We start from the raw sequence: 24,180 nt of genomic DNA, 5'->3' as shown, positions 1-24,180 counted from the left end.
TTACACTCCCTTCCGATACGGACGTATCACGACGCCCTCCTGCGGTGCAATGCCTTCCAAGCTGCAGGCTCCCTGCTTGTAGTGGAGATCGTCGTCCATCTCGCGCCGCCCGGTTGGAATGACGAATCTCTCGCTGTATTTGGCTACGGCGAACAAACGCGCCATATCTTCGATCTCCTCGACGGATAGCCCCGCCTCTTGTATCAGCCGGCTGAGCTTCAGTTCGTCCATGCCTCCCACTGACCGATTGCGCATATGCACGCGCATCGCCGTCATCTTGAGCAACACTCGGCGAATAACGTCCGTATCGCCCGCCGACAGCAAGGACGCCAAATATTCCATCGGAATGCGCATTTGATCCACCGCCGGGATATAGTGGTCGGTCTGCAGGTCTTCCTCCGCAATGTGATTCATGATAGGGCTCAGCGGAGGAACATACCATACCATCGGCAGTGTCCGGTACTCCGGATGCAACGGCAGAGCTACCTTCCACTTTATGGCCATTTTGTACACCGGAGACTGCTGCGCGGCCTCAATCCAGGCATCGTTGATGCCGGCCCGGTGCGCTTCCTTAATCACTTCGGGGTCGAAGGGATCAAGGAACACAGAGAGTTGGGCCTCATACAGATCCTGCGGGTTTTCCACCGAGGCGGCTGATTTCACTTTGTCCGCATCATAAAAGACGACGCCGATATACCGCAGTCTGCCGACACATGTCTCAGAACAGATCGTGGCCAGACCGGCCTCCGTCCGCGGATAGCAAAAATTGCACTTCTCGGCTTTATGAGAATTCCAGTTATAATGGACTTTATGGTACGGACACCCGTTCATGCAGAACCGCCAACCGCGGCAAGCCTCTTGATCCACCAGCACAATGCCGTCTTCTTCGCGCTTGTATAATGCTCCGGACGGACAAGACGCCACGCAGGACGGATTGAGACAATGCTCGCAAATGCGCGGAAGGTACACCATGAACGTTTTCTCGTACTCCATGGCGATATGTTCCTGAAGCTTCCGCACGTTAGGATCCATGGGAACAATCTCGCTCCCGCCCGCCAAATCGTCGTTCCAGTTGGGCCCCCACTCCGGCTTGTCTATGAACTCGCCGGTAATCATTGATTTCGGGCGGGCGACCGGAACATGATTTCGCCGGGGACTGTGAATCAAGTTATCGAAATCGTACGTCCACGGTTCATAGTAATCGTCCAGCATAGCCATATCCGGGTTATAGAAAATGCTTGCCAGCTTGGCGATCGGTCCGCCTGCCCGGAGGGTCAGCTTGCCGTTTTTCAGCACCCACCCGCCTTTATAGCGGTTGGTGTTTTCCCATTCCGTGGGGTAACCAGGTCCCGGCCGCGTTTCCACATTGTTGTACCAGACATATTCCATACCGGGCCGGTTGGTCCACGTATTTTTGCAGGTGACCGAGCAGGTATGGCAGCCGATGCATTTATCCAAATGCATCACCATGGCAACTTGTGCTTTAATCCTCAAGCCAGTCAACCTCCTTGAGCGGTCTGATAATGGTGATCGTGTCTCGCTGGTTGCCTGTCGGACCGTAATAATTGAACCCATAGCTTAGCTGCGAATATCCTCCGATCATATGGGTGGGCTTTACCGTCACGCGGGTGACGCTGTTGTGGGTACCGCCCCGTTGCTTATTGATTGCTGTCCCCGGCACGCCCATGGTACGGTCCTGGGCATGCTACATGTACACGATGCCCTGAGGGATACGGTAGGTCGTGACAGCCCTGGCGACGACGGCGCCGTTCCGGTTATATATTTCAATCCAGTCGTTATCCTTGACCCCGATGGATGCCGCATCCTTTTCGTTGAGCCACACGACCTGCCAGCCCCGGAAAAGCGTCACCATCTGCGTGCTTTCGGTGAACATCGTATGAATCCCCCATTTCTGATGAGGGGTCAAATAGCGAATAGTAAGGGACTTCCCGCCGTTCGGAACTTCCTTTTCTCCCTTCAGAAAAGGAATATGGGCGAGCGGCGGCAAATAAAGCGGCAGCCCCTCCCCGAAGTCGAGCATCATCTCGTGATCCAGATAAAAGCTCTGCCGGCCGGTCAAGGTCCTCCACGGAACGCGGTATTCCGTATTTAGGGTAAAGGGCGAATACCGCCTGTTGTCCTTCTCCAATCCGCTCCAGACAGGAGCCGAAATGGCCGTCCGCGGCTGCGCGGTAATGTCCGCAAGGGTAAAGGCGTCCTCCTCCCTCGGCTCCGCGATCTCCGCGAGCTTCTTTCCGGTTTTGGCCTCCAAGGAACGCCACCCTTCGACGGCCCGCTTGCCGTTGGTTGCCCCGGACATTAGCAGTATCGCTTCGATTGCCTGCTTGTCCGTGTACATATCCGGATGCCCCTTGCCTATCCCTTCCCTGCGGGAAATGCCAAGCCGCTCCGCCAGTTCTTCGTACACTCGCTCACCAGGAATCGTTACCCCTTTGGAGCCGTATCCGCTTTTGACGTTAGGGCCGATCGTCGTCATTTTCCGGAAGACATTCGGATAATCCCGTTTAACAATTTGGAACGCCGGCATCGTTTTGCCGGGGATTGCTTCCGTCTCTCCTTTCCGCCAATCCCGTATTTTACCGTAGGCCTGAGCGATTTCTTGCGGCGTATCGTGGGCCAGAGGAGACATGACGACATCCTCGCAGGCAGGCAAATGTTGTTCCGCCAGCTCCGAGAAAACTTTGGCGATTTCCCGGAATGCATCCCAGTCGCTTTTAGCTTGCCAGGGCGGCGTAATCGCAGGATTGAACGGGTGAATGTACGGATGCATGTCCGTGCTGCTCAAATCAAACTTCTCGTACCATGTCGCGGCAGGCAGTACGATATCCGAGAAAAGCCCCGAGCTGGTCATCCGGAAATCCATGCTGACGAACAAGTCCGTCTTTCCTTCCGGGGGCACATCGTTCGTATGGACATCCTGCGGCCGCCAGGAATTTCGAGTGTCCGTCAGCACTTGGTGTTCCGAGCCCATCAAGTGCTTGGCAAAATATTCATGTCCTTTCCCGCTGTCGCCCAACAGATTGGAACGCCAATTGAAGAATACCCGCGGGAAGTTGCGGGGATCTTCGGGATGCTCGATGGACCATTGGATCTCCCCTGCAGCCGCTTGCTTGGCGATGTATTGAGCCGCCTCCTGATCCGTGGCCAGGCCCTTCTCCCTGGCTTCCCGAACCAAGTCAATAGAGTTCTGGGAGAACTGGGGAAAAGAGGGAAGCCAGCCGAGCCGGGCAGCCAGCGCGTTGACATCGGCCGGATGCATCTTGCTATAGCGTCCGCCCCATGGCGTTGCCTGCTCCTTGTTAACCTGCGCTTCGTAACGGAACTGCTCTGTCGCAAAATAAAAGAAGGAAGTGCCGTTCTGCAAGCGGGTCGGCTTCGTCCAGTCATTCGCAAAGGCGACTTGCTGCCAGCCTTCCAGAGGACGCACCTTCTCCTGGCCGACATAGTGAGCCCAGCCCCCGCCGTTAACGCCCTGGGAACCGGTCAGCAAGACCAAGTTGAGAATGCAGCGGTAAATCTGATCGCTGTGGTACCAGTGGTTCGTACCCCCGCCCATGGCGATCATGGATTTGCCTCCGGTTTTCGCCGCATTGTCCGCAAATTCCCGAGCCACTTGAATGACGTGGGATCTTTTAACGCCCGTAATTTCTTCCTGCCAAGCCGGCGTATACGGCTTCGGATCGTCATAATCCGCCGGATAATCGCCGGGGAGGTTCCGGTTGACGCCCGCATGCGCCATCAGGAGATCGAACACTGTCGCGACCTTGAGGATTTCTCCACCCAGCCCGTTCAAGTGTTTCACTGGTACGCCGCGGCGTACGGTCTGCCCTTCTTTTTCCGCAAAATAAGGGAAGTCGACCAGCAGCGTTTCATCAGCGTCATGAAGAAAGGTCAGCTGAGGATCTATGGCCGCGCCGTCTTCCCGCTCCAGGTCCAAATTCCATCTGCTCCCCTGATCCCAGCGAAAACCTTGGCTTCCGTTCGGAATAAAGGGCGTTCCGGCCGCAGCGTCCCATATCACGGTTTTCCACTCCGCCAATTCTTCGGCGCGGCCCAAATCGGACGCGCGCAGAAAACAGTCGGAGCGGACGAGACCGCCATCCTCCTCTTTAAGAAGGACAAGAAATGGAAGGTCGGTAAACGTCTTGACATACTGCTGGAAATACGGGATTTCCCGCTCGGCGTAGAACTCCTTCAAAATGACGTGCGTCATGGCCATAGCAAGCGCCCCATCCGTTCCGGCCCGGGCCGGCAGCCAAATATCCGCAAATTTCTCATACTCCGCGTAATCGGGGCTGACGCCTACCACTTTTGTTCCGTTATAACGGGCTTCGACCATAAAGTGCGCATCCGGCGTCCGCGTCTGCGGCAGATTGGTTCCCCATATGATGAAATATTTCGTGTTATACCAATCTCCGCTTTCCGGGACATCTGTCTGCTCCCCCCAGATCTGCGGGGATGCCGGCGGCAGGTCGGCATACCAATCGTAAAAACTGAGAATCGTACCTCCGATCAGGGACAAAAACCGGGTGCCGGCCGCATAGCTAACCATGGACATGGCAGGGATCGGACTAAAACCTACGACCCGGTCAGGTCCATAGGTTTTGATCGTATGAATGACCGCTGCCGCGATCATTCGAGTCACATCGTCCCAGTCCGCCCGGACGAAGCCGCCTTTGCCTCTGCCCTCTACGTAGCGCCGGCGCTTGTCCGGGTCGCCGACAATGTTGGCCCACGCCGCCACAGGATTATGGCCAAGGGCCAGCTCCGCCTTCCACATTTCCAGAAGATCGCTCCGGATATAGGGGTATTTCACCCTCGTCGGGCTGTATGTATACCAGGAGAAGCTGGCTCCGCGAGGACACCCCCGAGGTTCGTACTCGGGAAAATCCGGGCCGGTGGTCGGGTAATCCGTCTGCTGGGTTTCCCAAGTGATGATGCCGTCTTTCACAAAGATTTTCCAGCTGCAGGAACCCGTGCAATTCACGCCATGGGTGGATCGGACCACCTTATCGTGCTGCCATCGGCCTCGGTAGAGGTCCTCCCATTCCCGGGGGCGGGGACTTTCCTCCGTCCAATCCTGATTGATCCGCCCTCCCCGCTTTAAGTGCTTTAGAGATTGAAACAATTTGTTTTTGTTGCCGCCCATTGTTCTCACCTTCCTTACAAATCATTTCCTATGGGGTTAAAGCGCTCCCCCACTAACCGTCTGCTCCCTTCGCCTTCCTCCAGTTCTTCCTCGAACAACTTCCATTCCGGCACGTTGCAGGCGGCCAGGATCAGTCTCTGGAGCCGGTTGAGATCCCCGATTTCTCCAATCTTGTCCGCCGCTCCGGCCGGGACCGTTCCAAAACGGATCGCCAAGAGCGCGAGCAGATCTGCCCTATCCTGCTGGAGGAACGCCTCTTCCTGGCCGAGCTCCATAACGCCTCTCCTTTCGCTTACTCCATTCTTGATCAATGAGGCCGCTGTGCCGCACCAAGAAGGTCCCAGCAGCTCGAAGCGGCAATTAGGGCTTCATCCGAATGAAATAGTCATCCATAAGAGACCTCCGGATGGCATCGCCCGAACCACGGAAAAATTCGGTGATCCCCGGGTTCTCCTTCTGGATCTCTTCCCAAGTAAAAAAACGTTCGGCCTTTTGCGCTAAATTCTCGCCGAATCGAAGCGTAACGGTGGCGCCTTCCGGCGCATGAATGATCCCCGCTCTTACGTCGTAAGGATGAATATGCTTCTCCTCCAGCACCGAGATCAGCAATCGGTAAAGTCCCTTATGGCCTGCGATCAATAGCCTTTCCGGCCAAAAGGCGGGTTTAGCTTGTTTGTTCATATGAATTCCCCAGCTCTTCGATTTCCGCTTCAATCATTCGCTCTTCGTCCCGGTTATGCAGCATATCGATGTGAATCAGCGCAGAGAAGCGCAGCCACGCCTCGCGGATGGCCCCCTCCTCGGCCAACAGCTCCTTGATTTCCTCAACAAGATACCTCATCAGATTGTGATCCCTCGTCAGCATGAGGACCGCATCGCGTAAATGAGGCTTCCTTTCTACCGCCTCTTTGTAGAGTCCCTCCTCCTCGCTTTGCGCATGCTGCAGGGTTCGGGATTCCCAATGTTCGACAATGAGATAGGCCAGTTCAAGCGCCTCGTCCGTCTTTCCTGCTTCTATACAGCTCTCGAGAAGTTCCGTCAGTTCCTTCGCCTCTTCCAAGGCCGCCTCATGAATTGCGGAATGGCTGTCTACATGCTTTAGGGCGGGGCCTGTCAAGCTTTTTTTCATGGCTGTTCGCCTCCTTTAAAGTGTGAATCCCGGTGCAGGGAATCCGTATGCTAATCCTGCCGAGGCGGAGGTTTCGCTTCGACGGGCGTCCAGTTTTCCATCTTGGCTTGAAAGGACATCCAAAAAACAAGGATCAGGCTGGCCAATGCCGACTCGGAAAGCGCCATAAAGCCGATGGAATAATGGCCTGTCCAACCGTACAAAAGGGTGAGAATCAAGGGAGGGAAAAATCCCCCGAGTCCGCCGGCGGCGGCTACGATGCCGTTAACAATCCCTGCCTGCCCGGCAAAATGGAGAGGAACCAGCTTAAATACGGCTCCGTTGCCTACGCCGGCACAGGCGGCGACCGTCAAGCAGCCTACAGTAAATAACGGCATATTCAGGCTAAAGGACAGCAGGATCCCGGACAGGGTCAGCCCTGCAAAGACGAGCTTGAGCACAAGAAACGGATTGAATTTATCGGACAAATATCCGCCAACCGGCCTTATCAGCGTCGCCAGTACGATAAACCCAGCCGTGCGCAGGCCTGCGTCGACTTTGGCCAAGTGAAAATGGGAAACAAAGAAATTTGGCAAATAGATCGTGAATGCGACAAAAGATCCGAATGTGATGAAATAGAACAGGCTTAGAAACCACAGCTTTTCGTTCTTATAGACATGTCTAAACTGTTCGCTCCAAGAATCGCGGACCTTCGGTTCATGCCGGTCTCCCAACAACAAATTCAATACGGCAAAACCGAGTATCAGCAAGAGATACGACTGGACTGCTCCTCTCCATCCAAATGCATTCGCCAGCAATGGAGCGCCAAAGGTCGTAATCGCCGTTCCCATATTCCCGATGCCGTAAATGCCGTTGATTGTACCGTGCTTTTCTGCGGGATAATACTTCGGCAAAGAGGTTACCCCGATGGAGAAGGTTGCCCCCGCAATTCCGAGAAAAAAGCCGCTGAGGATCAAATCCAGAAATGTCCGGGCTATCGAGAGATAGGCAACGGGAATAAGCATAGCCGCAAAACTCAGCGCAAACAAAAAGCGGGCTCCGAACCGGTTGGCCAGAAAACCCGCCGGGATACGCAGCAAGGAGCCTAAGATGACGGGTACGGCCGATACCCATGCCGATTGTCCTGCCGTAAGAGAAATATCTGCTGCGATATACGACAATAAAGACGAAATTAATACCCACACCATGAACGAGACGATAAGACTCGTGGTTTGCAGGGGAAGCTGAATTTTAGAGATCAATGTGTTCATTTTTGTTGTTCACTCCTGCTTATGTAGAAAAAAAGGCGAAGCCTATATGACTTTAATATCGCCTTTCCATTGGATAAATAAACTTCTAATGGGATTTTCTCTTAAACAAAAAAGAGGAGTCTCTCGTCATTTTCAATGACGTTTGAGACACCCCTTGCTCTTCCGGGAACTATAGGGCCGTTCCCTCATATGTGAACCGACTTCGGACCGTCTTCGGCGACACGAATTCGGGATTATCAGATGAACAAATTCACCCTTCCATCCGCCGCATCGCCCAGATAGGCGGCCACTCCGCCATATTCGACGCCATCAATCAGCTCCTCCTGCTGCAGGCCGAGCAGATCCATGGTCATCGTGCAGGCAACCAGCTTCACCCCTTGCTCTTGCGCCAACTCGATAAGCTGAGGCAGCGTCAGCGCTTGGTGCTTTTTCATGACATGCCGGATCATTTTCGGACCCATGCCCAAAAAGTTCATTTTGGACAATCCCAGCTTGTTCGCGCCCCTCGGCATAAGAAAGCCGAACGCTCTTTCAAGCCATCCCTTCTTGACCTGGACGGCCTCTTCCCGCCGCAGGGCGTTCAGCCCCCAGAACGTGAAGAAGATCGTCACTTCATGCTCATAAGCGGCCGCGCCGTTCGCGATGATGAACGCGGCCATCGCCTTGTCCATTTCTCCGCTGAACAACACAATCGTCGTCTTCTGTGGCGATTGTTCCACTCGCTCCCCTCCTTTCCATTACTTCGCAGGCATAGGCTGCGACGCATTTGCCAAGCCGGAGCGATTGACAGGCACTGCTGTGCCCGCCTTCGGACCGGTTACTTTTTCCGCACAAAAAATTTATAGACGCCCTGTTCCTCTTCCTGTCCAACCATCTCATGGTTCGTCTTTTTGACCCATGCCTGGAAATCGTTCAGCGACCCTTTATCGGTCGAGATGACCGCCATCACCTGTCCGCTTTCCAGCGCCTCCAGCGCTTTCTTCGCTTGCACGATCGGCATCGGACATGCCATTCCGCTCGTATCCACTACAGTCGTAACCTTCATTATGTTCCACCTCTCCAATCGATGTTCTTATGCGTGGTCATGCATCAGGTGGCGCATGGATACGAACTCCTCGTCGTCTCCCGCTACCCGCGCCCTCCCTCGAATCGTCCGGCCCAACATATCACCCTCGCGACAGACGCCGGGCTCCCTGTGCCGGAATGCTGCTCCTACTTCACTTCTCCCTCCCAGTCATTCATGCCGCCGGACAGATTGTGCAGCCGGGTATAGCCCGCCGCAGCTAAATATTGGCACGCTCTCGCGCTCCTGCCGCCCGCTTGGCACACGACAATCCATGCCTGCGCCGGATCGATCTCGCCGCTCCGCTCCGGCAATTCACTCAGAGGGACATTCACCGCACCCGGGATATGTCCGTCCTCATATTCCTCCGGCTCGCGGACATCCACGCACCGGGCCTTCTCCGCGTTCATCATCTGCTCCGCCTCGCCGGGAAGCACTTCTTTCCACGACATTCCAGCACACCTCCACCTTCATATACACATACCCGTATAGGTATATCAACAGTATAATAAGATCCCTGCCGCTCGTCAAGCAACAGGGATCCTTTTCAGTCCTGCTATGCGGTTCGTGCTTCCTCATCGGCTGCGGCGGTCAATGCGTCATGCCTGCCCGTCTCCTTTTTTCCGAGATTAACGATGCTCGCTCTCCTGTCCGGTCAGAATCCGAAGCGCATGCGGCAATTGATCGATAATCGCCATCAAATTCTCGCATGCGCCCCGCGGACTGCCCGGCAGATTCACGATAAGCGTACCGTTGCGGATTCCGCAAATCCCCCGTGACAGCATCGCCCGGCGCGTCTTAAGCATCGAAGCGGCGCGCATCGCCTCGGCCATTCCGGGCACCGCTCTCCCGATGACTTTCATCGTAGCTTCCGGCGTGACATCGCGCGGAGCCAGCCCGGTCCCTCCCGTCGTAATGATGAGGTCCGCGTGATGATCATCGGCCAGCTCGATGAGCGACGCGGCTATATCATGCAATTCATCGGGAACGATCCGGTAATCGATAATGTCTCCTTGCAGTTCTTCTTCCACCAGTTCACGAATAACCTGCGCGCTGGTATCTTTCCGTTCGCCGCGCGCCCCTTTATCGCTTGCGGTCAGTATCGCCACACGCCAACGCATGTTTCCAGTTCCACCTCTTTCACAAGTTAACCGGCAGCCAGCCCTGACCCGCTGCGCGACCCGACGCTATATTTGTTGCCCTTAGCCTTACTCCGATGTTCGATTCCCTCTCCCTGTCAGCAGGAGCATCATGAACGAGACAAGGATTATCGAGACGGTCCAGGCCCACGCCATCGTCATATGGCCCGAATCGACGGCGACATAGATGGCGGTCGGAACCGTCTGCGTCTTGCCTGGGATATTGCCGGCAATCATTAAGGTTGCCCCGAACTCGCCGAGCCCGCGGGCGAATCCCAGAATATAGGCTGTCAAGATGGAAGGGGTCGACAGCGGCAGCATAATATAGCGGAACACCTGCCACTCGCTTGCTCCGAGCGAGCGGCCCGCCTCCACCAATTGCTTGTCTACCGAAGCAAAGCCCGTCTTCATCGTCTGATAAATAAGAGGGAAGGAGACGACGAAGGAAGCGATGACAGCCGCCCCCCATGAAAAAATGATCGGCGCAGACAGCAGCCACTCCGCCAGCGAACCAATCCAGCTCTTCCTCCCCAGCAAGACCAATAATATAAAGCCGACTACCGTAGGCGGAAGCACAAGCGGCAGCATAATTACGGTCTCAACGAATACTTTGCCCTTGAATTGAACCCGGGACATCTTCCATGTCAACAGGACTCCGCTCACGGTAGCCAATACACTTGAGCATACCGCTACACGCAACGACAACCAGACAGGAGGCCAGAATTGTCCCCAATCCATCCCGAGGCTGCTCATGAAGAAGACGGGATCGAGAATCCGTACTTCTCAAAGATGTTCAGAGCCTCTTCTGTCTGTAAATAGCGGTAGAACTGCTCCGCTTCCTCTCTATGCTTCGTTGCCGCAACAATTCCGAGCGGATACTCTATCGCCGTATGTGTTGACGGAGCAATGACATAAGCAATTTTCACATCAGAAGTGGACAGGGCATCCGTCTTATACACAATACCCGCATCGGCGTTCCCTGTTGACACATATTGCAGCACCTGCCGCACATCCTTCGCCTGGACCAGCTTCGGCTGCAGTTGATCCCATAGCCCGGCATTCGTCAATGCCTCCTTGGCATAGCTGCCGGCGGGCACGCTTTCCGGAATGCCGATCGCCACCGTACGGAGCCCATCTTCAAGCAAGCCGGCTTCCGAATTGACACTGGCCTTGCTGTCAGAAGGCACGATAACAACCAGCTCATTCGTCAGCAAGCTCATCTGGTCGTTCGCGTTTACAACCTGCTTTTCAACCAGCTGGTTCATCTGCTTCGCTGCCGCCGAGAAAAACAAATCCGCCGGAGCCCCTTGCTCAATCTGCTTTTGCAGCGCCCCCGAGCCTCCGAAGTTGAAATGAAGCTGAACCCCGGCATGAGTCGATTCATATAAGTTCTGGATTTCCGACAGGGCGTCTGTCAAGCTTACTGCCGCGGATACGGTTAACTCCACCTGTTCCTTCTGCGCTTCGCCCGCCGCCATGCCGGCCGATGCTTTACCGGACTCATTTTCAACACCGGAAGCGCACGCGGCGCTGGCGAGCATAAGCAGGGCCAGCAGCATCACGGCAGCCGCAAATCGAAATGATTTTATCATCGCAATGCCTCCTTGAAAGTACACAGTCTCATTCTCAAAAAGTACTCCACACGCTATCCGCCAATCTGCGACATGCGGCGTGACGTCGGCGTATGGGTCGTCTGCTCATCGGCCAATTGCTTGAACATCTCATGGCTTTCGGGCTTCGTGCCCAGGGCGCGCAGGAAGAGCTGGCGCACCGCCTCGTCATCTCCGATCACATGACGAACTTGATAATCCTCCGTCCAGGCCAGGCATGGCTTAATATAGCCATCGGCCGTCAAGCGCAACCGGTTGCAAGTGCGGCAGAAATGATTGCTTACCGGATGGATGAGCCCGAAGCCGCCCGCCGCTCCTTCCAGCCGATAATCATCTGCGGGACCGCTGCCTTGCCGGGACGGTGCCGGAAGGTAAGCCCACTGTCTCTCTGCGCACACGTCGAACACGCGCTGCAGCGGGAGATAGAGATTTTTCCATTGCGAGTCATTGTGTCCAATGGGCATATATTCGATAAATCTCACAATTATCGGATGCTCCATCGTGAGCCGAAGGAAGTCCGCGATTTCATCCTCATTTATCCCCTTCATCAGCACCACATTCAATTTCACCGGAGACAATCCGGCAGCAAGGCAGGCCGCAATGCTATTCAGCACCTTGTCCACGTCGCCGCCGCGGGTAATCATTTTGAACCGATCCGGCTTCAAGGAATCCAAGCTAATATTCACTCGGGTCAGACCTGCTTGCTTCAACCGCTCGGCCTTCGGCGCCAGGAAGATGCCGTTCGTCGTCAGCGAGATATCTTCAATCCCGGGAATGCGCGACAGCATGGCGATCAGCACATCCAGCTCTTTGCGCACCAGGGGTTCGCCGCCCGTCAGCCTCAGCTTGCGCACCCCCATGCCGGCCAGCACCCTAACCACTTCCGCTATCTCCTCATAGCTCAAGATGTGCGCGGACGGCTCGAACTCGAGCCCCTCTTCTGGCATGCAGTAAATGCACCGCAAATTGCAGCGGTCGGTAACCGAGATGCGCAAGTAATCATGTTGCCGTCCAAAACTATCCACCAGCACAGATGCGCTCATGCTCTCACCGCCCCTTTCCATTTCATCCCTTCCAACTCCAGCAGATTGTGAAACTCCCGTTCCCCCCCTATCCAATCGGCGGTCTGCCTTCCGGATAGGCTTGCGTATTGCTCTGATCCCCGATCCATGCCGATCCGTCTTCCCAATGCTCCTTCTTCCAGATCGGAACGATCTGCTTGATTCGCTCGATTATATATTCGTTCGCCTCATAGGCCGCCCGGCGATGCGGTGATGATACGGCAATCGCGACCGCGATATCGCCTATCTCCAGCCGGCCGATGCGATGCGTCACCGCCGTCTCTGTATCCGGCCAGCGCTCCCGTACCTCCTGCCCGATTCGTTCCAGCTCGGCAACCGCCATGGCAGGATAAGCCTCGTATTCCAGGTAGAGCGTCCGCTTGCCTTGCGTCAATTCCCGCACCGTACCGAGGAACAGGGTGACTGCCCCTGCCTCTCTCCGCCTCACTTGATTGGAGCTCTCTTCCGGCACGATAGGCTGATCGGTAATGCGGTATCGAGCATGGTTCATACGTCATGCCCCTCCCTTGTCACCTTCGCGGCCGTATCGGACCGGACGTAATCTCCGCTTTTTCCGCCGCTCTTCTTGACCAGATACGTCGGTCCCAACACCATGTCCTTATCCGCGGCTTTGCACATATCATAGATCGTCAAGCCCGTCACTTGCGCCGCGGTGAGCGCCTCCATCTCCACGCCGGTCATGCCTGTTGTTTTCACGATGACGCGGAATGTCAGCACCTCTTCATTTTCTTGTTCAAAAGTGATGTCGATACCGTTCAGCGGCAGCGGGTGGCACATCGGGATAAGCTCAGCCGTCCTTTTGGCTGCCATAATTCCGGCAACTTGCGCGACCGCCAATACATCTCCCTTGCCGATCGTGCCTGCGCCGATCTGCCGCATCGTCTCCGGCTTCATGCGAATGCGGCTCTCGGCAACCGCGATCCGGGCCGTCTCGGCCTTGCCGCTTACGTCGACCATATGCGCCCTTCCCTGTCCGTTGAAATGCGTCAATCTATCCTGGCCCATTCCGTGTCCTCCTCTCCTGCTTGCTGGGTCAGCTTGATACCCCAATTCCTTAGCCGCAATCTGCGCCGCATTCACCCTCCGCTAACCGGAGGAAGCAGCGCGACCGTATCCGCCGCTTGAACCGGATAGCCGCTATCGACGAGCGACTCATTCACGGCCACCATGACATGATCCAGCGAAAGGGACGGATATATTTCCCGTAATCGCTGCATCAATTCCTCAACCGTCAGCGGTTCCAGATCCAATATCAGCTCGGATGCGCCAAGCTGCTCGCGCAAATGCGCGAACAATAAAATTTTCATGCGATTTCATCCTTTCCCCGTCAGCCTAAATAACGATGATACAGCTTCCTGGCCGTAACCGAATCGGATGTTCCATGGACTAAAGCACGCCCGTCTGCAAAAATAACGATACGCTGCTCCCCGTCCTCGACTTGAACAAGATACGGATTCGACGCCACCCGCTTCCCGCTTCGCCGCAAGGTTCGGGCCAATTCCTCCAGAGCCACGCCGGAACGCTGCGGAGGACGAATCGAGACCGTGGTGCGCCCGCACAGCACTTCCGTTTTCCAGGCGGCCGCGCTCCGCAAATACGGATACGTGCGATGCGTGCCGCAAGTCGGACATGAAGCATTCCGCTTCTCGGCGTGAATCCGGAACGACTGGAAGGTGTTGGACCACTGATCGAACACCGTATACCGGTCAGACATGCACGCGTGATTGCCTGACAACCACTTGATCGCTTCTCCGGCCTGCAGGGCCACGACCATCTGCACGGCTGGCGCGATAACGCCATCCCGATCGCAAGTGGCCGCGCCGAGCGGAACGCGCGATAACAAGCAGTGCAGGCACGGCGTGTCCTGCGGCATGAAATTATAAGTCACCCCATAGCTTCCCGAGCATGCCCCATGAATCCAGGGTACATTGTAGCAATAAGCAATATCGTTCAAGATAAAGCGAAGCTCGTAATTATCCGTCGCGTCCATAATCAGATCGATAGGAGCCGAATCGAACAGCTCCTTCAGTTCGGCTGCGCCGCAATCCATTACATGCGCCCGAATATCGATGTCCGAGTTGATCTGCCGAAGCCGGCGGGCTGCCGCGATGGCCTTCGGCGCGTGTTCCGCCGCGTCTTGCTCATCATAGAGCGTCTGCCGCTGCAGATTGCTCCATTCCACGACATCCCGATCGATGATTGTCATTATCCCGACACCGGCCCGCGCCAAGATGTCCGCGATTCCTGATCCGAGCGCCCCCGCTCCGACGATCAAGACATGCTTGCGCCCCAGCTTGGCCTGCCCTGCGGGGCCGATCGGCAGAAAGCTTTGCTGCCTGCTATATCTGTGTCTCGCTTCGCCCACGGTTGCTCTCCTCCTTCCACACTGACGCTTGGGCGCATTCGTTCAGCAATGCTTCATACTCCCCGGGCGTGTCCACATCGCGGATGAAATCAAGCGGGATGCGAGCCCGGTTCCACTCCTCCTCCGCAATCCCGAGCCAGCTGCATGACTCGAGCAGTCCCGACAGCCGATGCCGCCCTGCTCGCATCCGTTCCGTAATGACCGGCAGCAGGCGCCGGGGACGATAAAGCGCATGCAGCATTTGATGGCTTCCTGCCGCGATCGGCAGCACCGCGTCATAATCGCCTTCCTGGGCGCGGCGCCGCATCCACTCCGCAGCCTGGGCGGAGATCGCGGGGTAATCGCATCCGACCACCCACGCATACTCCGTCGGCACGATTCGGAACGCGGCATGCAGGCCGCTCAACGGACCGCGGCCCGGATAGATATCGGACACATACTGAACATTGGCCAAGAGTCCGGTATATAATGCCGGTTCAGGCGTAACCACAAGGATAGAACGGCACAGCTCGCGCATGCGGCACACCTGCTGTTCAATGAACGTTGCCCCCTGGATACGGAGCAATGCTTTGTTCATGCCGTTCATCCGCGTATTGCGCCCCCCTGCCAAAATGACGCCGCTTACTGTCATGGTCCGCCTCCTTCCGCCCTGCGCCCTCCTATGGCCGCAAGCTTCCGTCTATCTTCTCCTTCTATACAAGACATAACTCCGTCTCAAATATTTAATCGGCATGCTCAACATGTGAACAAGCCTCGTAAACGGGAACACGCCGAATAGCCCCAGACCGAGGATGATATGAATTTTAAAAATATATGGTACATCCTTCATTAATATGCCATCCGGTGTGAAGGTCAACACGCCGCGAATCCAAGGCGCGATCGTCTCCCGGTAATCGAATCCGCTGCGGCTCGTCACATTGAATAAGGTCGCCCCCATGCCAACGACGACGATAAGCGTAATCAGAATGATCGACAGCATATCTCCGAAGCTGCTCGTACGCCGGATACGCCGATCCGTCAAGCGGCGCAGCAGCAGGATAATGCAGCCAACGAGCGTCATCAGGCCGGCGGCGGAGCCGAGCACAATCGCCACGGTATGATACAAATGATCGCTGATCCCGATGGACTCCAGCCACGACTTCGGAATAAGGAGCCCGCCGATATGCCCGAACAAGACGAGCATGATACCGGCATGGAACAGATTGCTGCCCCATCTCAGTTTTTTCTTCTCCAGTACTTCGCTCGACTTGGCTGTCCAACCGAACTGATCCGTCTGGTAGCGATAATACAACCCGACCAGAAAAATAATCAGAATGATATACGGGTAAATCACCCAGAAAAACTGATCGCCGAACGTCATTGCGTTGCCCCCCTTCCGGCAGCTTCCGCGTCATCCTTCCGGTACACCGGTGCGCCTCCGTATCCGGCCGCCGCCCACATCGGACCGCAGCCCGCAGCCATCCCGCCGGCGCTTGTACAGCCTGCAGGCGGTTCGAAGCGGACAGAACCTTCGGTCACCCCGGATTGTTCGAGCATCAGCATGATCGCATGCAGTACATGTTGATATGGACTGCCCGCGGCAATGAGCGCTTCCCGGATGCCTTTCAGCGCTTCCTTGAAGGAGAATAATAAGCCCGCTCCTGTATCGCCTTCCGCGACAGCCGCATATTCGAGCATAAGCGGCAAGTAATCCGGCAGCTCCTCGGTGGCGAGGATCATATTCTCTTGTTCATAGATCTGCTTCAGCTTCAGCAATGCCGGGCCGCGCTCGCGATCCTCGCCGAGCTGTCCATAGGTCAAGTACAGATTCGTTTTCTTGCCAAAATCAAATGTCTTCACATATTGCTCCGTAACCGCCTCCGCATCCATCCCGGCAAATCCGGCGATGCACTCGCCTGCCAGGTGAATCAACCGCTCGTTCATCTCCGTGCTGTCCTGCTGCAGCAGCTCGCACCAGCTTACATAGATTTCATCCGCCGCCTCATGCCACTCGTCATCCGGGTATTGCAGCAAGCACGATAGCATCATCCAACTCGAACGCCGCACTAACTCGTTCATGAGCTCTCCCCCCTCACTGATTCGGTACATGATATCACCGCTCTATCCTCCGCAAGGCCCCGGGCCGCCCGTCATATTCGAGAAGCCGCATGCGCCCTGCTCGCTGTACAGATCCGCGAATTGTTCACGATGCGCTGACGGAATGACGAACCGATCTTCATATTTGGCAATCGCCAGCAAGCGGTACATCTCTTCCACTTCCTGCTCGCTAATGCCTAGCTCCTCCAGCAGTCCCCGATCCGGATCCTTCCCCAAATGGAGGACGCGCATATGCGATCGCATCACCGCCATCTTCTTCAGTACCCGCTTGACGATCCCGGTATCTCCCGCGGCTAGCAAGTTCGCAAGATATTGCACCGGAATGCGCATATCCTCTATCGCCGGGAATATATCATCTGCCGACGCGGCCGCGCCTTTGCCCTCCACCATATTCGTAATCGGGCTAAGCGGCGGCACATACCATACCATCGGCAGCGTGCGGTATTCCGGGTGCAGAGGAAGCGCGATCTTCCATTCCACGGCCATCTTGTAAATAGGCGACTGCCGGGCCGCCTCCAACCAATCTCCCGGAATGCCGGCTTCACGCGCAGCCGCAATCACTTCCGGATCATGCGGATCAAGGAATATGCCGAGCTGCGCTTCATATAATTGCTTCTCGTCCGTAACCGAAGCCGCTTCTTCCACGCGGTCCGCATCATAGAGCATGACGCCCAGATAACGGATCCGGCCGACGCAGGTCTCCGAGCATATCGTCGGCAGACCCTGTTCGATGCGCGGGAAGCATAGCGTGCATTTTTCCGCCTTGTTCGTCTGCCAATTGAAGTAGACTTTCTTGTACGGGCAGCTCGACACGCAGAACCGCCACGAGCGGCAGGCATTCTGATCGACGAGCACGATGCCGTCCTCGTCCCGCTTGTACATGGCGCCCGACGGACAGCTCGATACGCATGGAGGATTGACGCAATGCTCGCAGATGCGCGGCAAATACATCATGAACACCTGCTCGAACTCCATTCGCACGGCTTCTTGAATGCCGGCCATATCCGGATCCAGCAGCCCGGTGTTGTGGGCGCCTGCCAGATCGTCTTCCCAGTTCGGCCCCCAGTTCAGCTCCATATATTCCCCGGTTAATTGCGACTTCGGCCGCGCGACAGGCTGGTGCTTCCGTTCAGGACTTTGCTGAAGCTTCTCATAGTCGTAATCCCACGGCTCATAATAATCATCGATCGTCGGTTGATCCGGGTTATGGAAAATATTCATCAACCGCTTGGCGCGGCTGCCGGAGCGAAGCTCCAGCTTCCCGTTTTTGAGCACCCAACCGCCTTTATAGCGGTCCTGATTTTCCCATTGTTTCGGGTAACCGATCCCTGGCTTCGTCTCCACATTGTTGAACCACATATACTCGGCGCCTTTGCGGTTCGTCCACGTATTTTTGCATGTGACCGAGCAGGTATGACAGCCAATGCATTTGTCCAGGTTCATCACCATGCCGATCTGTGCTTTAATCTTCAAGCCAGTTCACCTCCTGCAGTTTGCGAATCACGACGTACAAGTCGCGCTGGTTGCCCGTTGGCCCGTAATAGTTGAAGCCATAGCTCAATTGCGCATAGCCGCCTATCATATGCGTCGGCTTCACATGAATTCGCGTCGGACTGTTATGCGTTCCGCCGCGCGTCGCCGAGACATCGGTCGCGGGCACATTAATCGTCCGATCCTGGGCATGATGCATGAAGGCCATGCCCCGCGGCATCCGGTGCGTCAGTACCGCCCGGGCTACGACAGCGCCATTCTGGTTGAAGCATTCAATCCAGTCATTATCCTGAATCTCCGCGCTTGCCGCATCATCCTTGTTCATCCAGATCGTCGGACCGCCCCGGAACAAGGTCAGCATCGGGAGCGAATCGTAATACATGCTGTGAATGGACCATTTGCTGTGCGGGGTCATGAAGTTCAGCACCACTTCCTTGCCCTTCACGCCCGGACGCTGCTTCACGCTGTGGAACGGCGCATGCTTCAAGGTCGGCTTGAAGATCGCCATATTCTCGCCGAACTCGCTCAATAATTCATGATCGAGATAGAAATGCTGGCGTCCCGTTAGCGTCCGGAACGGAATCAGCCGTTCGATATTCGTCGTAAACGGCGAATACCGTCGTCCATGCTGCTCCGACCCGCTGAATGCCGGAGAGGTGATGACCGTCTTCGGCTTCGCCGTAATATCCTCGAAGGTGAACCGGTCTTCGATTCGATCCTCCGCCAGATCAGTCAGCTTCAGCGCCGTCTTGTGCTCCAGCGCTTCCCATGCCTTGACCGCCATCTGCCCGTTGCTCGTCGATGACAGCGTCAAGATCGCTTCCGCCACCTGGCGATCGGTGATGAGCTGCGGACATTCCGCTCCGGCCCCCGCGTCCTTCGTCACGCCATTCACTTTCTTCAGCAGCTCATATTCTTCGGCGGCAGACCAGTTCATGCCCTTAATGCCGTAGGGCTTCTCCTTCACGTTCGGCCCGAGCGAGATCATTTTCTTATACACTTGCGTATAATCCCGTTCCACGACGACGAATTTGGGCATCGTCTTGCCTGGAATCGCCTCGATCTCCTGCTTGCTCCAATCGCGTATCTTGCCCTGCGGCTGGGCCAGTTCATCCGGCGTGTCATGCTGCAATGGCATGGCAACGACATCTGTGACGGGAGCGGCGAATTCGGCCTGCGCCATCTCGGAGAATATCTTCGCAATCGTCTTGAACGTCTCCCAGTCCGACTTCGATTCCCATAGCGGCGGCACCGCCGGATTGAACGGGTGGATAAATGGATGCATATCGGTGGAGGACAAGTCGCTCTTCTCGTACCAGGTCGCTGCCGGGAGCACGATGTCGGAATAGACGGCCGTTCCCGACATGCGGAAGTCGATATCGACCATCAGGTCCAGCTTGCCCTCGGAGGCTTCTTCCCGCCAGGCGATCTCTTGCGGCCGAATCGCCTCCTGATCATCATTCAGCAGGCCGTTATGCGTGCCAAGCAGATGCTTCAGGAAATACTCATGCCCCTTCCCGGAGCTGGAGATCAGATTGGCGCGCCAGACGAACATCACCTTGGGATGGTTCGAAGCCGCGTCCGGATCCTCGATCGCGAACGATAGTGTGCGATTCTTCAGCCGCTGCGCAACATATTGCGCGATCTCCTCATTCGTGCTCAGACCATGCTCCTGCGCCTGGGCGGTCAGGGTGAGTGAATTCTCGTTGAATTGCGGGTAGGAAGGCAGCCAGCCCAGCCGGGCCGCGAGCACATTGTAGTCGGCATAATGCGTATAACGGGCCTTATCTACAAGCGGTGACGTATGCCCGTCCACCGGGTTCGATTCGTAGCGCCACTGATCCGTCGCGAAGTAGAAGAACGAAGTTCCGTTCTGCTGCCGCGGAGGCATCGTCCAGTCGCGGGCGAAGGCAACCGTGGCCCAGCCTTCCGCAGGGCGCAGCTTCTCCTGTCCTACATAGTGCGCCCAACCGCCGCCGTTCACGCCCTGACAGCCCGTCATGATGACGAGGTTCAGGATGCTGCGGTAGATCGTATCGGAGTTGTACCAGTGGTTGATGCCCGCTCCGACAATAATCATCGATCGTCCCTGACTGTCGATCGCATTCTGGGCGAATTCACGGGCAATCTGCGTGACTGATGTGCGATCTACGCCGGTTATCGCCTCTTGCCAAGCCGGCGTGCATGCGATGCCCGCCTCATCATAGCGGCTCATCCCGTCGGGATCGACGCCATATTGCGCCAAGGTCAGATCGTATACGGTCGTTACGCGATACTCGGTTCCATCCGCCGAGGTCACGGTCCGATACGGTACGATGCGGGACACTGTTTTTTTGCCTTCATCGCCGAAATAAGGCAGCATAAGCTCCAGGCGGCCATCGGCGTCTGCGCCGAGACCGAGCTGCGGGACAATCTCCTCGCCCGTTATTGTATCGATAAGCTCCAGATTCCAGTTGCCCTCTTCGCCCCAACGCGAGCCGATCGTGCCGTTCGGAATATGCAATTGGCCGGTGTTCTCTCCGATCATCACCGTCTTCCACTCCGCATTGTTCGTCTCAACGCCGAGATCATGCGCATTCAGGAAGCGATCCGCCTTGTAGTTCCCGTCTTGTTCCGTCAGGATGACGAGAAAAGGGAAGTCTGTATATTTTTTCACATAGTGTTCGAAATAAGGGGTCCGCTGCTTGACATAGAACTCGCTCAAAATGACATGCCCCATCGCCATTGCCAACGCACCGTCCGTTCCCTGCTTGGCAGGCAGCCACTCATCCGCGAAGCGAACGAACTCCGCATAATCGGGACTGACGGATACGACCTTCGTCCCGCGATAGCGGGCTTCCGTCATGAAGTGCGCATCCGGTGTGCGCGTCATAGGCAGGTTCGATCCCCATACGAGCAAATAACTGGAATTATACCAATCGCTGCTCTCCGGCACATCGGTCTGATCGCCCCAGATCTGCGGCGAAGCCGGCGGAAGATCCGCATACCAATCATAGAAGCTGAGCAGCGGCGATCCGATCAGGGACAGAAAACGCGACCCTGCCGCGTAGCTGACCATGGACATGGCTGGGATAGGGGAAAAGCCGAAAATCCGATCCGGGCCATATTGCTTAATCGTATACAGCATCGACGCAGAAATGATCTCCGCCGCCTCTTCCCAAGTCGTCCGTACCATGCCGCCTTTGCCGCGGGCTGACTTGTAGGCAGACTTCTTCCGCTCGTCTTCGACGATGGAAGCCCATGCTCTCACCGGATCATCCAGCTCCTTGCGCGCCTCGCGCCATAGCTGGAGCAGCTTGCCGCGGATATACGGGTACTTCACGCGCAGCGGGCTATAGAGATACCAGGAGAAGCTGGCTCCGCGGGGGCAGCCGCGCGGTTCGAATTCAGGCATATCCGGTCCGGTCGTCGGATAGTCCGTCTGCTGCGTCTCCCACGTGACGATGCCGTCCTTGACAAAGATCTTCCAGCTGCAAGATCCGGTGCAGTTGACCCCATGCGTAGAGCGTACCACCTTGTCATGCTGCCAGCGGCTGCGGTACATGTCTTCCCACGTCCGATCGGCCGGCGAAACTTCACTCCAGCCTTCCGCGTTCGTCTCCCGCTTGCGGAAAAATTTCAGCTTCTGCAGTAGCGGATTGCTCTTTTTCATGCGTTCATCCCCTTGCTCGTTATTCTAGCTCTATTGTAAGGGCTGGCCTTCGGCCAAAAGAGAGGGGAACTCCCCCATTCTGGCGAGGGAATTCCCCAAGTTTACCGTCGGCAAGCGATTCACTTCATCGTGCGGGAGCGGACATCTTTCGGGAGCAGAGCGATCTGCAGATGGATAGCGCACTGTCCAGCACCACTTCATCATCGCAGATCGAGAGCAGAGGAGGAGGAGAGCCGTCGGGCTCCCCGTTCATGGCGGCTTCAGGGGAGAACCAACTGATCCATAGACGCACATTTGTCGTCTCCTGGAGGAGATCGGCCATCTGCCCGGGGTCACGGACGAGCGCTATCTTCGGAAAAGGCTCCCGCTTGAATCCTTCAGCAATGACGATATCGACGCGGCCGCTCATACATTCGGCAATGTCAGACAGCGATGTCGGCGCTTGCCGCATCCATCGGGTCGCCTTCCCGGATGTGAGCACGGTCTCGACCGCTCCATGCTCCAGATGGCGCGCACTGTCCGTGCCTGCGTCATCGAGCGTGAATTGATGAGCATCGCGCTTCGCCGTTCCGACCATGTACCCCTCTGCCGTCAGTGCGGCGATCAGCTTGCAGGCCAACGTCGTCTTGCCGCTGTTCTTATATCCTACGATTTGCACAACAGCCGCTTGCGGGGAGAGCCATTGAGGGCCCTCCCGCAGAAGGCCTTGCTCCGCGGCGGCTATCCCGCGGTCAGCGCCTTTGCCGTCTGGAAATCCCATGCCTGCCTTCCTCCTTCCATGAATCCGGCTCCTCTACAATACGATGACTTCCACCAGCGATCCCGCCTTGTACCCGTGCGGCGCTCCGGGCAGACAAATTAAGCAATTCGCATCTCGCAGCGATACGGTGATGCTTGACATATCGCGGCCGACCGGCGCGGCCTCCAGCCTGCCTTCCCGGCTGGTCAGCACGCCGCGCACGAAGCGGGTGAAGCGATCCGACTTCACATAGTCGGCCGCCAGTACCGCCTTCATGCGCGGCTCCGCGGCGCGTTCCGCGCCCATCATCCCGCGCAGCGCCGGACGAAGAAAGAGGCGGCAGCCGACATAGCAAGCTGCCGGATTGCCGGACAGGGCGAATAGCGGCGTTCCCTGCTGGACGCCGAACGTCGTCGGGCTGCCCGGGCGCATCATTACTTTGTTGAACTTTAGATCGCCGTCCCACGATCGGGTGATATCATACACAATATCGTGATCGCCGACCGACACGCCGCCGGTCGTCACGACGGCATCATAGGCCGCCAACGCGTTCATGATCGCCTGACCTGCCAGTTCCACATCATCCGCGACCTGTTCCAACGGGTACGGAATGCCCCCGAACTCCGTCACGGCTGCCGCGATCATCGATCCGTTGCTGTTCCGAATTCGGCCCGGCCGCAGCGAGTCATGGACTTCCAGCAGCTCTGCGCCAGTCGCGATAATAGCGACCCGCGGCCGGCAATGCACCTGCACTGCAGCCGCCCCGAACATGGCCAGCAACGCCATCTCCCCTTGCCCGATTCGCGTGCCGGCGCGCAGCACCGTCTCGCCTGTCTCCATCTCCATGCCGATGGGCGATACATTGTCCCCCGGCGCGGCCGGAGCTTTCACGAAGCATGTAATGAAGCCCTCTGTATTTGTTCCGCCTTCGGCGGTCTTCTCATAAGGGATGACCGCATCCGCTCCATCCGGAACGGCCGCCCCCGTCATAATCCGGGCACATTCTCCTGCGCGCAGCGCCCGCTGCGGAACCGCTCCTGCCGGAATATTGTCCACGACATTCAGGGTTATCGGCGCCTGGATGCTGGCCTTGCCGGTATCCGCGGCAGCCAGCGCATACCCGTCCATGCCCGAACGCCGGAAATGCGGCACTGGCTGCGGCGCGACGAGATTCGCCGCCAAAAAACGCCCATAGCATTCCGCAAGCGGCACTACTTCAGTAGGCATAAGCCGCACAGCCTCCAGCACATGGCTTGTCGCCTCTTCCACTGAGATCGCCTGACGCATGAAGGTATGCTGCTCCTTCCTTCCGCTCATCGTCTTTATCACCCTTTTTTTGTAAGTTCAGTACATCCCCATTTTCCATCCTATTCTCTATACTAGTCCTACTCGG

Annotated in this window: 23 protein-coding genes and 1 pseudogene; all 24 read right to left on the bottom strand. The window is 56.6% G+C overall.

What is annotated here, in order from left to right; translation table 11 throughout:
- Window positions 1-1,494 carry a nitrate reductase subunit beta gene (narH, locus tag DQX05_RS18715; RefSeq protein ID WP_119795020.1) on the bottom strand — a complete coding sequence of 498 codons (1,494 nt, stop codon included), beginning with the start codon at window positions 1,492-1,494 and terminating at the stop codon, window positions 1-3.
- Window positions 1,484-5,170 (bottom strand): annotated as a pseudogene (locus tag DQX05_RS18710) (nitrate reductase subunit alpha). Before DQX05_RS18710 ends, narH (DQX05_RS18715) begins: the two are co-directional and overlap by 11 nt.
- Window positions 5,171-5,184: 14 nt before the next feature.
- Entirely contained in the window at window positions 5,185-5,445 is a 261-nt protein-coding gene (locus tag DQX05_RS18705) for a hypothetical protein (RefSeq protein ID WP_119795019.1), read from the bottom strand.
- Window positions 5,446-5,530: 85 nt separating this feature from the next.
- A complete protein-coding gene (locus tag DQX05_RS18700) occupies window positions 5,531-5,851 on the bottom strand; it encodes a hypothetical protein (RefSeq protein ID WP_147385205.1) in 321 nt (106 codons plus the stop codon).
- The gene (locus DQX05_RS18695) at window positions 5,835-6,299 is read right to left on the bottom strand and encodes a hemerythrin domain-containing protein (RefSeq protein WP_259392095.1); all 465 of its coding nucleotides are present in this window, start codon (window positions 6,297-6,299) and stop codon (window positions 5,835-5,837) included. Before DQX05_RS18695 ends, DQX05_RS18700 begins: the two co-directional genes overlap by 17 nt.
- Window positions 6,300-6,349: 50 nt before the next feature.
- On the bottom strand, window positions 6,350-7,549 hold the full coding sequence (locus DQX05_RS18690) for a nitrate/nitrite transporter (protein ID WP_182914814.1): 1,200 nt from the start codon (window positions 7,547-7,549) through the stop codon (window positions 6,350-6,352).
- 236 nt (window positions 7,550-7,785) lie between these two features.
- Window positions 7,786-8,268 carry a DsrE/DsrF/DrsH-like family protein gene (locus DQX05_RS18685; protein ID WP_119795017.1) on the bottom strand — a complete coding sequence of 161 codons (483 nt, stop codon included), beginning with the start codon at window positions 8,266-8,268 and terminating at the stop codon, window positions 7,786-7,788.
- Between the two features lie 98 nt (window positions 8,269-8,366).
- The gene (locus DQX05_RS18680) at window positions 8,367-8,594 is read right to left on the bottom strand and encodes a sulfurtransferase TusA family protein (protein ID WP_119795016.1); all 228 of its coding nucleotides are present in this window, start codon (window positions 8,592-8,594) and stop codon (window positions 8,367-8,369) included.
- 167 nt (window positions 8,595-8,761) lie between these two features.
- The gene (locus DQX05_RS18675) at window positions 8,762-9,064 is read right to left on the bottom strand and encodes a rhodanese-like domain-containing protein (RefSeq protein WP_119795015.1); all 303 of its coding nucleotides are present in this window, start codon (window positions 9,062-9,064) and stop codon (window positions 8,762-8,764) included.
- Window positions 9,065-9,241: 177 nt separating this feature from the next.
- Window positions 9,242-9,733, bottom strand: coding sequence for a MogA/MoaB family molybdenum cofactor biosynthesis protein (locus DQX05_RS18670; protein ID WP_119795014.1), 492 nt, complete (start codon window positions 9,731-9,733; stop codon window positions 9,242-9,244).
- 87 nt (window positions 9,734-9,820) lie between these two features.
- Window positions 9,821-10,489, bottom strand: a complete 669-nt coding sequence (gene modB, locus DQX05_RS18665) for a molybdate ABC transporter permease subunit (protein ID WP_397335698.1) — start codon at window positions 10,487-10,489, stop codon at window positions 9,821-9,823.
- A gap of 11 nt (window positions 10,490-10,500) precedes the next feature.
- Window positions 10,501-11,343 carry a molybdate ABC transporter substrate-binding protein gene (modA, locus tag DQX05_RS18660; RefSeq protein ID WP_119795012.1) on the bottom strand — a complete coding sequence of 281 codons (843 nt, stop codon included), beginning with the start codon at window positions 11,341-11,343 and terminating at the stop codon, window positions 10,501-10,503.
- Between the two features lie 53 nt (window positions 11,344-11,396).
- On the bottom strand, window positions 11,397-12,404 hold the full coding sequence (gene moaA, locus DQX05_RS18655; RefSeq protein ID WP_119795070.1) for a GTP 3',8-cyclase MoaA: 1,008 nt from the start codon (window positions 12,402-12,404) through the stop codon (window positions 11,397-11,399).
- Between the two features lie 67 nt (window positions 12,405-12,471).
- Complete coding sequence (locus tag DQX05_RS18650; RefSeq protein ID WP_119795011.1) at window positions 12,472-12,933, bottom strand: molybdenum cofactor biosynthesis protein MoaE; 462 nt, start codon at window positions 12,931-12,933, stop codon at window positions 12,472-12,474.
- Window positions 12,930-13,448, bottom strand: a complete 519-nt coding sequence (moaC, locus tag DQX05_RS18645) for a cyclic pyranopterin monophosphate synthase MoaC (protein WP_119795010.1) — start codon at window positions 13,446-13,448, stop codon at window positions 12,930-12,932. Before moaC ends, DQX05_RS18650 begins: the two co-directional genes overlap by 4 nt.
- Before the next feature lie 71 nt (window positions 13,449-13,519).
- Window positions 13,520-13,750, bottom strand: coding sequence for a molybdopterin converting factor subunit 1 (moaD, locus tag DQX05_RS18640; RefSeq protein ID WP_119795009.1), 231 nt, complete (start codon window positions 13,748-13,750; stop codon window positions 13,520-13,522).
- Window positions 13,751-13,770: 20 nt separating this feature from the next.
- Entirely contained in the window at window positions 13,771-14,808 is a 1,038-nt protein-coding gene (locus DQX05_RS18635) for a ThiF family adenylyltransferase (RefSeq protein WP_119795008.1), read from the bottom strand.
- Window positions 14,783-15,439 (bottom strand): molybdenum cofactor guanylyltransferase, encoded by a 657-nt coding sequence (gene mobA / locus DQX05_RS18630; protein ID WP_119795007.1) that lies wholly within the window; start codon window positions 15,437-15,439, stop codon window positions 14,783-14,785. Before mobA ends, DQX05_RS18635 begins: the two co-directional genes overlap by 26 nt.
- 48 nt (window positions 15,440-15,487) lie before the next feature.
- A complete protein-coding gene (narI, locus tag DQX05_RS18625) occupies window positions 15,488-16,168 on the bottom strand; it encodes a respiratory nitrate reductase subunit gamma (protein ID WP_119795006.1) in 681 nt (226 codons plus the stop codon).
- The gene (narJ, locus tag DQX05_RS18620) at window positions 16,165-16,866 is read right to left on the bottom strand and encodes a nitrate reductase molybdenum cofactor assembly chaperone (RefSeq protein ID WP_182914813.1); all 702 of its coding nucleotides are present in this window, start codon (window positions 16,864-16,866) and stop codon (window positions 16,165-16,167) included. The genes narI and narJ overlap by 4 nt, the downstream gene beginning before the upstream one ends.
- A gap of 42 nt (window positions 16,867-16,908) precedes the next feature.
- Entirely contained in the window at window positions 16,909-18,378 is a 1,470-nt protein-coding gene (narH, locus tag DQX05_RS18615) for a nitrate reductase subunit beta (RefSeq protein ID WP_119795004.1), read from the bottom strand.
- Window positions 18,368-22,048 (bottom strand): nitrate reductase subunit alpha, encoded by a 3,681-nt coding sequence (locus DQX05_RS18610; RefSeq protein ID WP_119795003.1) that lies wholly within the window; start codon window positions 22,046-22,048, stop codon window positions 18,368-18,370. The genes narH (DQX05_RS18615) and DQX05_RS18610 overlap by 11 nt, the downstream gene beginning before the upstream one ends.
- Before the next feature lie 124 nt (window positions 22,049-22,172).
- On the bottom strand, window positions 22,173-22,808 hold the full coding sequence (gene mobB, locus DQX05_RS18605; RefSeq protein ID WP_119795002.1) for a molybdopterin-guanine dinucleotide biosynthesis protein B: 636 nt from the start codon (window positions 22,806-22,808) through the stop codon (window positions 22,173-22,175).
- Between the two features lie 33 nt (window positions 22,809-22,841).
- Window positions 22,842-24,104: a molybdopterin molybdotransferase MoeA gene (locus tag DQX05_RS18600; RefSeq protein ID WP_119795001.1), complete on the bottom strand. Its 1,263-nt coding sequence runs from the start codon at window positions 24,102-24,104 to the stop codon at window positions 22,842-22,844.
- Window positions 24,105-24,180: the final 76 nt, after the last annotated feature.

It is taken from the genome of Paenibacillus thiaminolyticus (genome assembly GCF_003591545.1).
Taxonomy (GTDB): domain Bacteria; phylum Bacillota; class Bacilli; order Paenibacillales; family Paenibacillaceae; genus Paenibacillus_B; species Paenibacillus_B thiaminolyticus_A.
Note: the sequence above shows the minus strand (reverse complement) of the source record. Positions and strands in the feature narration are given on the sequence as shown.

What these genes read in the sequence shown, in the direction of transcription:
- DQX05_RS18705 (WP_119795019.1), bottom strand. Translation starts at nt 5,445, where the DNA reads ATGGAGCTCGGCCAGGAAGAGGCGTTCCTCCAGCAGGATAGGGCAGAT.
- DQX05_RS18700 (WP_147385205.1), bottom strand. Translation starts at nt 5,851, where the DNA reads ATGAACAAACAAGCTAAACCCGCCTTTTGGCCGGAAAGGCTATTGATC.
- DQX05_RS18695 (WP_259392095.1), bottom strand. Translation starts at nt 6,299, where the DNA reads ATGAAAAAAAGCTTGACAGGCCCCGCCCTAAAGCATGTAGACAGCCAT.
- DQX05_RS18690 (WP_182914814.1), bottom strand. Translation starts at nt 7,549, where the DNA reads ATGAACACATTGATCTCTAAAATTCAGCTTCCCCTGCAAACCACGAGT.
- DQX05_RS18680 (WP_119795016.1), bottom strand. Translation starts at nt 8,594, where the DNA reads ATGAAGGTTACGACTGTAGTGGATACGAGCGGAATGGCATGTCCGATG.
- DQX05_RS18675 (WP_119795015.1), bottom strand. Translation starts at nt 9,064, where the DNA reads ATGTCGTGGAAAGAAGTGCTTCCCGGCGAGGCGGAGCAGATGATGAAC.
- DQX05_RS18670 (WP_119795014.1), bottom strand. Translation starts at nt 9,733, where the DNA reads ATGCGTTGGCGTGTGGCGATACTGACCGCAAGCGATAAAGGGGCGCGC.
- modB (WP_397335698.1), bottom strand. Translation starts at nt 10,489, where the DNA reads ATGGATTGGGGACAATTCTGGCCTCCTGTCTGGTTGTCGTTGCGTGTA.
- modA (WP_119795012.1), bottom strand. Translation starts at nt 11,343, where the DNA reads ATGATAAAATCATTTCGATTTGCGGCTGCCGTGATGCTGCTGGCCCTG.
- moaA (WP_119795070.1), bottom strand. Translation starts at nt 12,404, where the DNA reads ATGAGCGCATCTGTGCTGGTGGATAGTTTTGGACGGCAACATGATTAC.
- DQX05_RS18650 (WP_119795011.1), bottom strand. Translation starts at nt 12,933, where the DNA reads ATGAACCATGCTCGATACCGCATTACCGATCAGCCTATCGTGCCGGAA.
- moaC (WP_119795010.1), bottom strand. Translation starts at nt 13,448, where the DNA reads ATGGGCCAGGATAGATTGACGCATTTCAACGGACAGGGAAGGGCGCAT.
- moaD (WP_119795009.1), bottom strand. Translation starts at nt 13,750, where the DNA reads ATGAAAATTTTATTGTTCGCGCATTTGCGCGAGCAGCTTGGCGCATCC.
- mobA (WP_119795007.1), bottom strand. Translation starts at nt 15,439, where the DNA reads ATGACAGTAAGCGGCGTCATTTTGGCAGGGGGGCGCAATACGCGGATG.
- narI (WP_119795006.1), bottom strand. Translation starts at nt 16,168, where the DNA reads ATGACGTTCGGCGATCAGTTTTTCTGGGTGATTTACCCGTATATCATT.
- narJ (WP_182914813.1), bottom strand. Translation starts at nt 16,866, where the DNA reads ATGAACGAGTTAGTGCGGCGTTCGAGTTGGATGATGCTATCGTGCTTG.
- DQX05_RS18610 (WP_119795003.1), bottom strand. Translation starts at nt 22,048, where the DNA reads ATGAAAAAGAGCAATCCGCTACTGCAGAAGCTGAAATTTTTCCGCAAG.
- mobB (WP_119795002.1), bottom strand. Translation starts at nt 22,808, where the DNA reads ATGGGATTTCCAGACGGCAAAGGCGCTGACCGCGGGATAGCCGCCGCG.
- DQX05_RS18600 (WP_119795001.1), bottom strand. Translation starts at nt 24,104, where the DNA reads ATGAGCGGAAGGAAGGAGCAGCATACCTTCATGCGTCAGGCGATCTCA.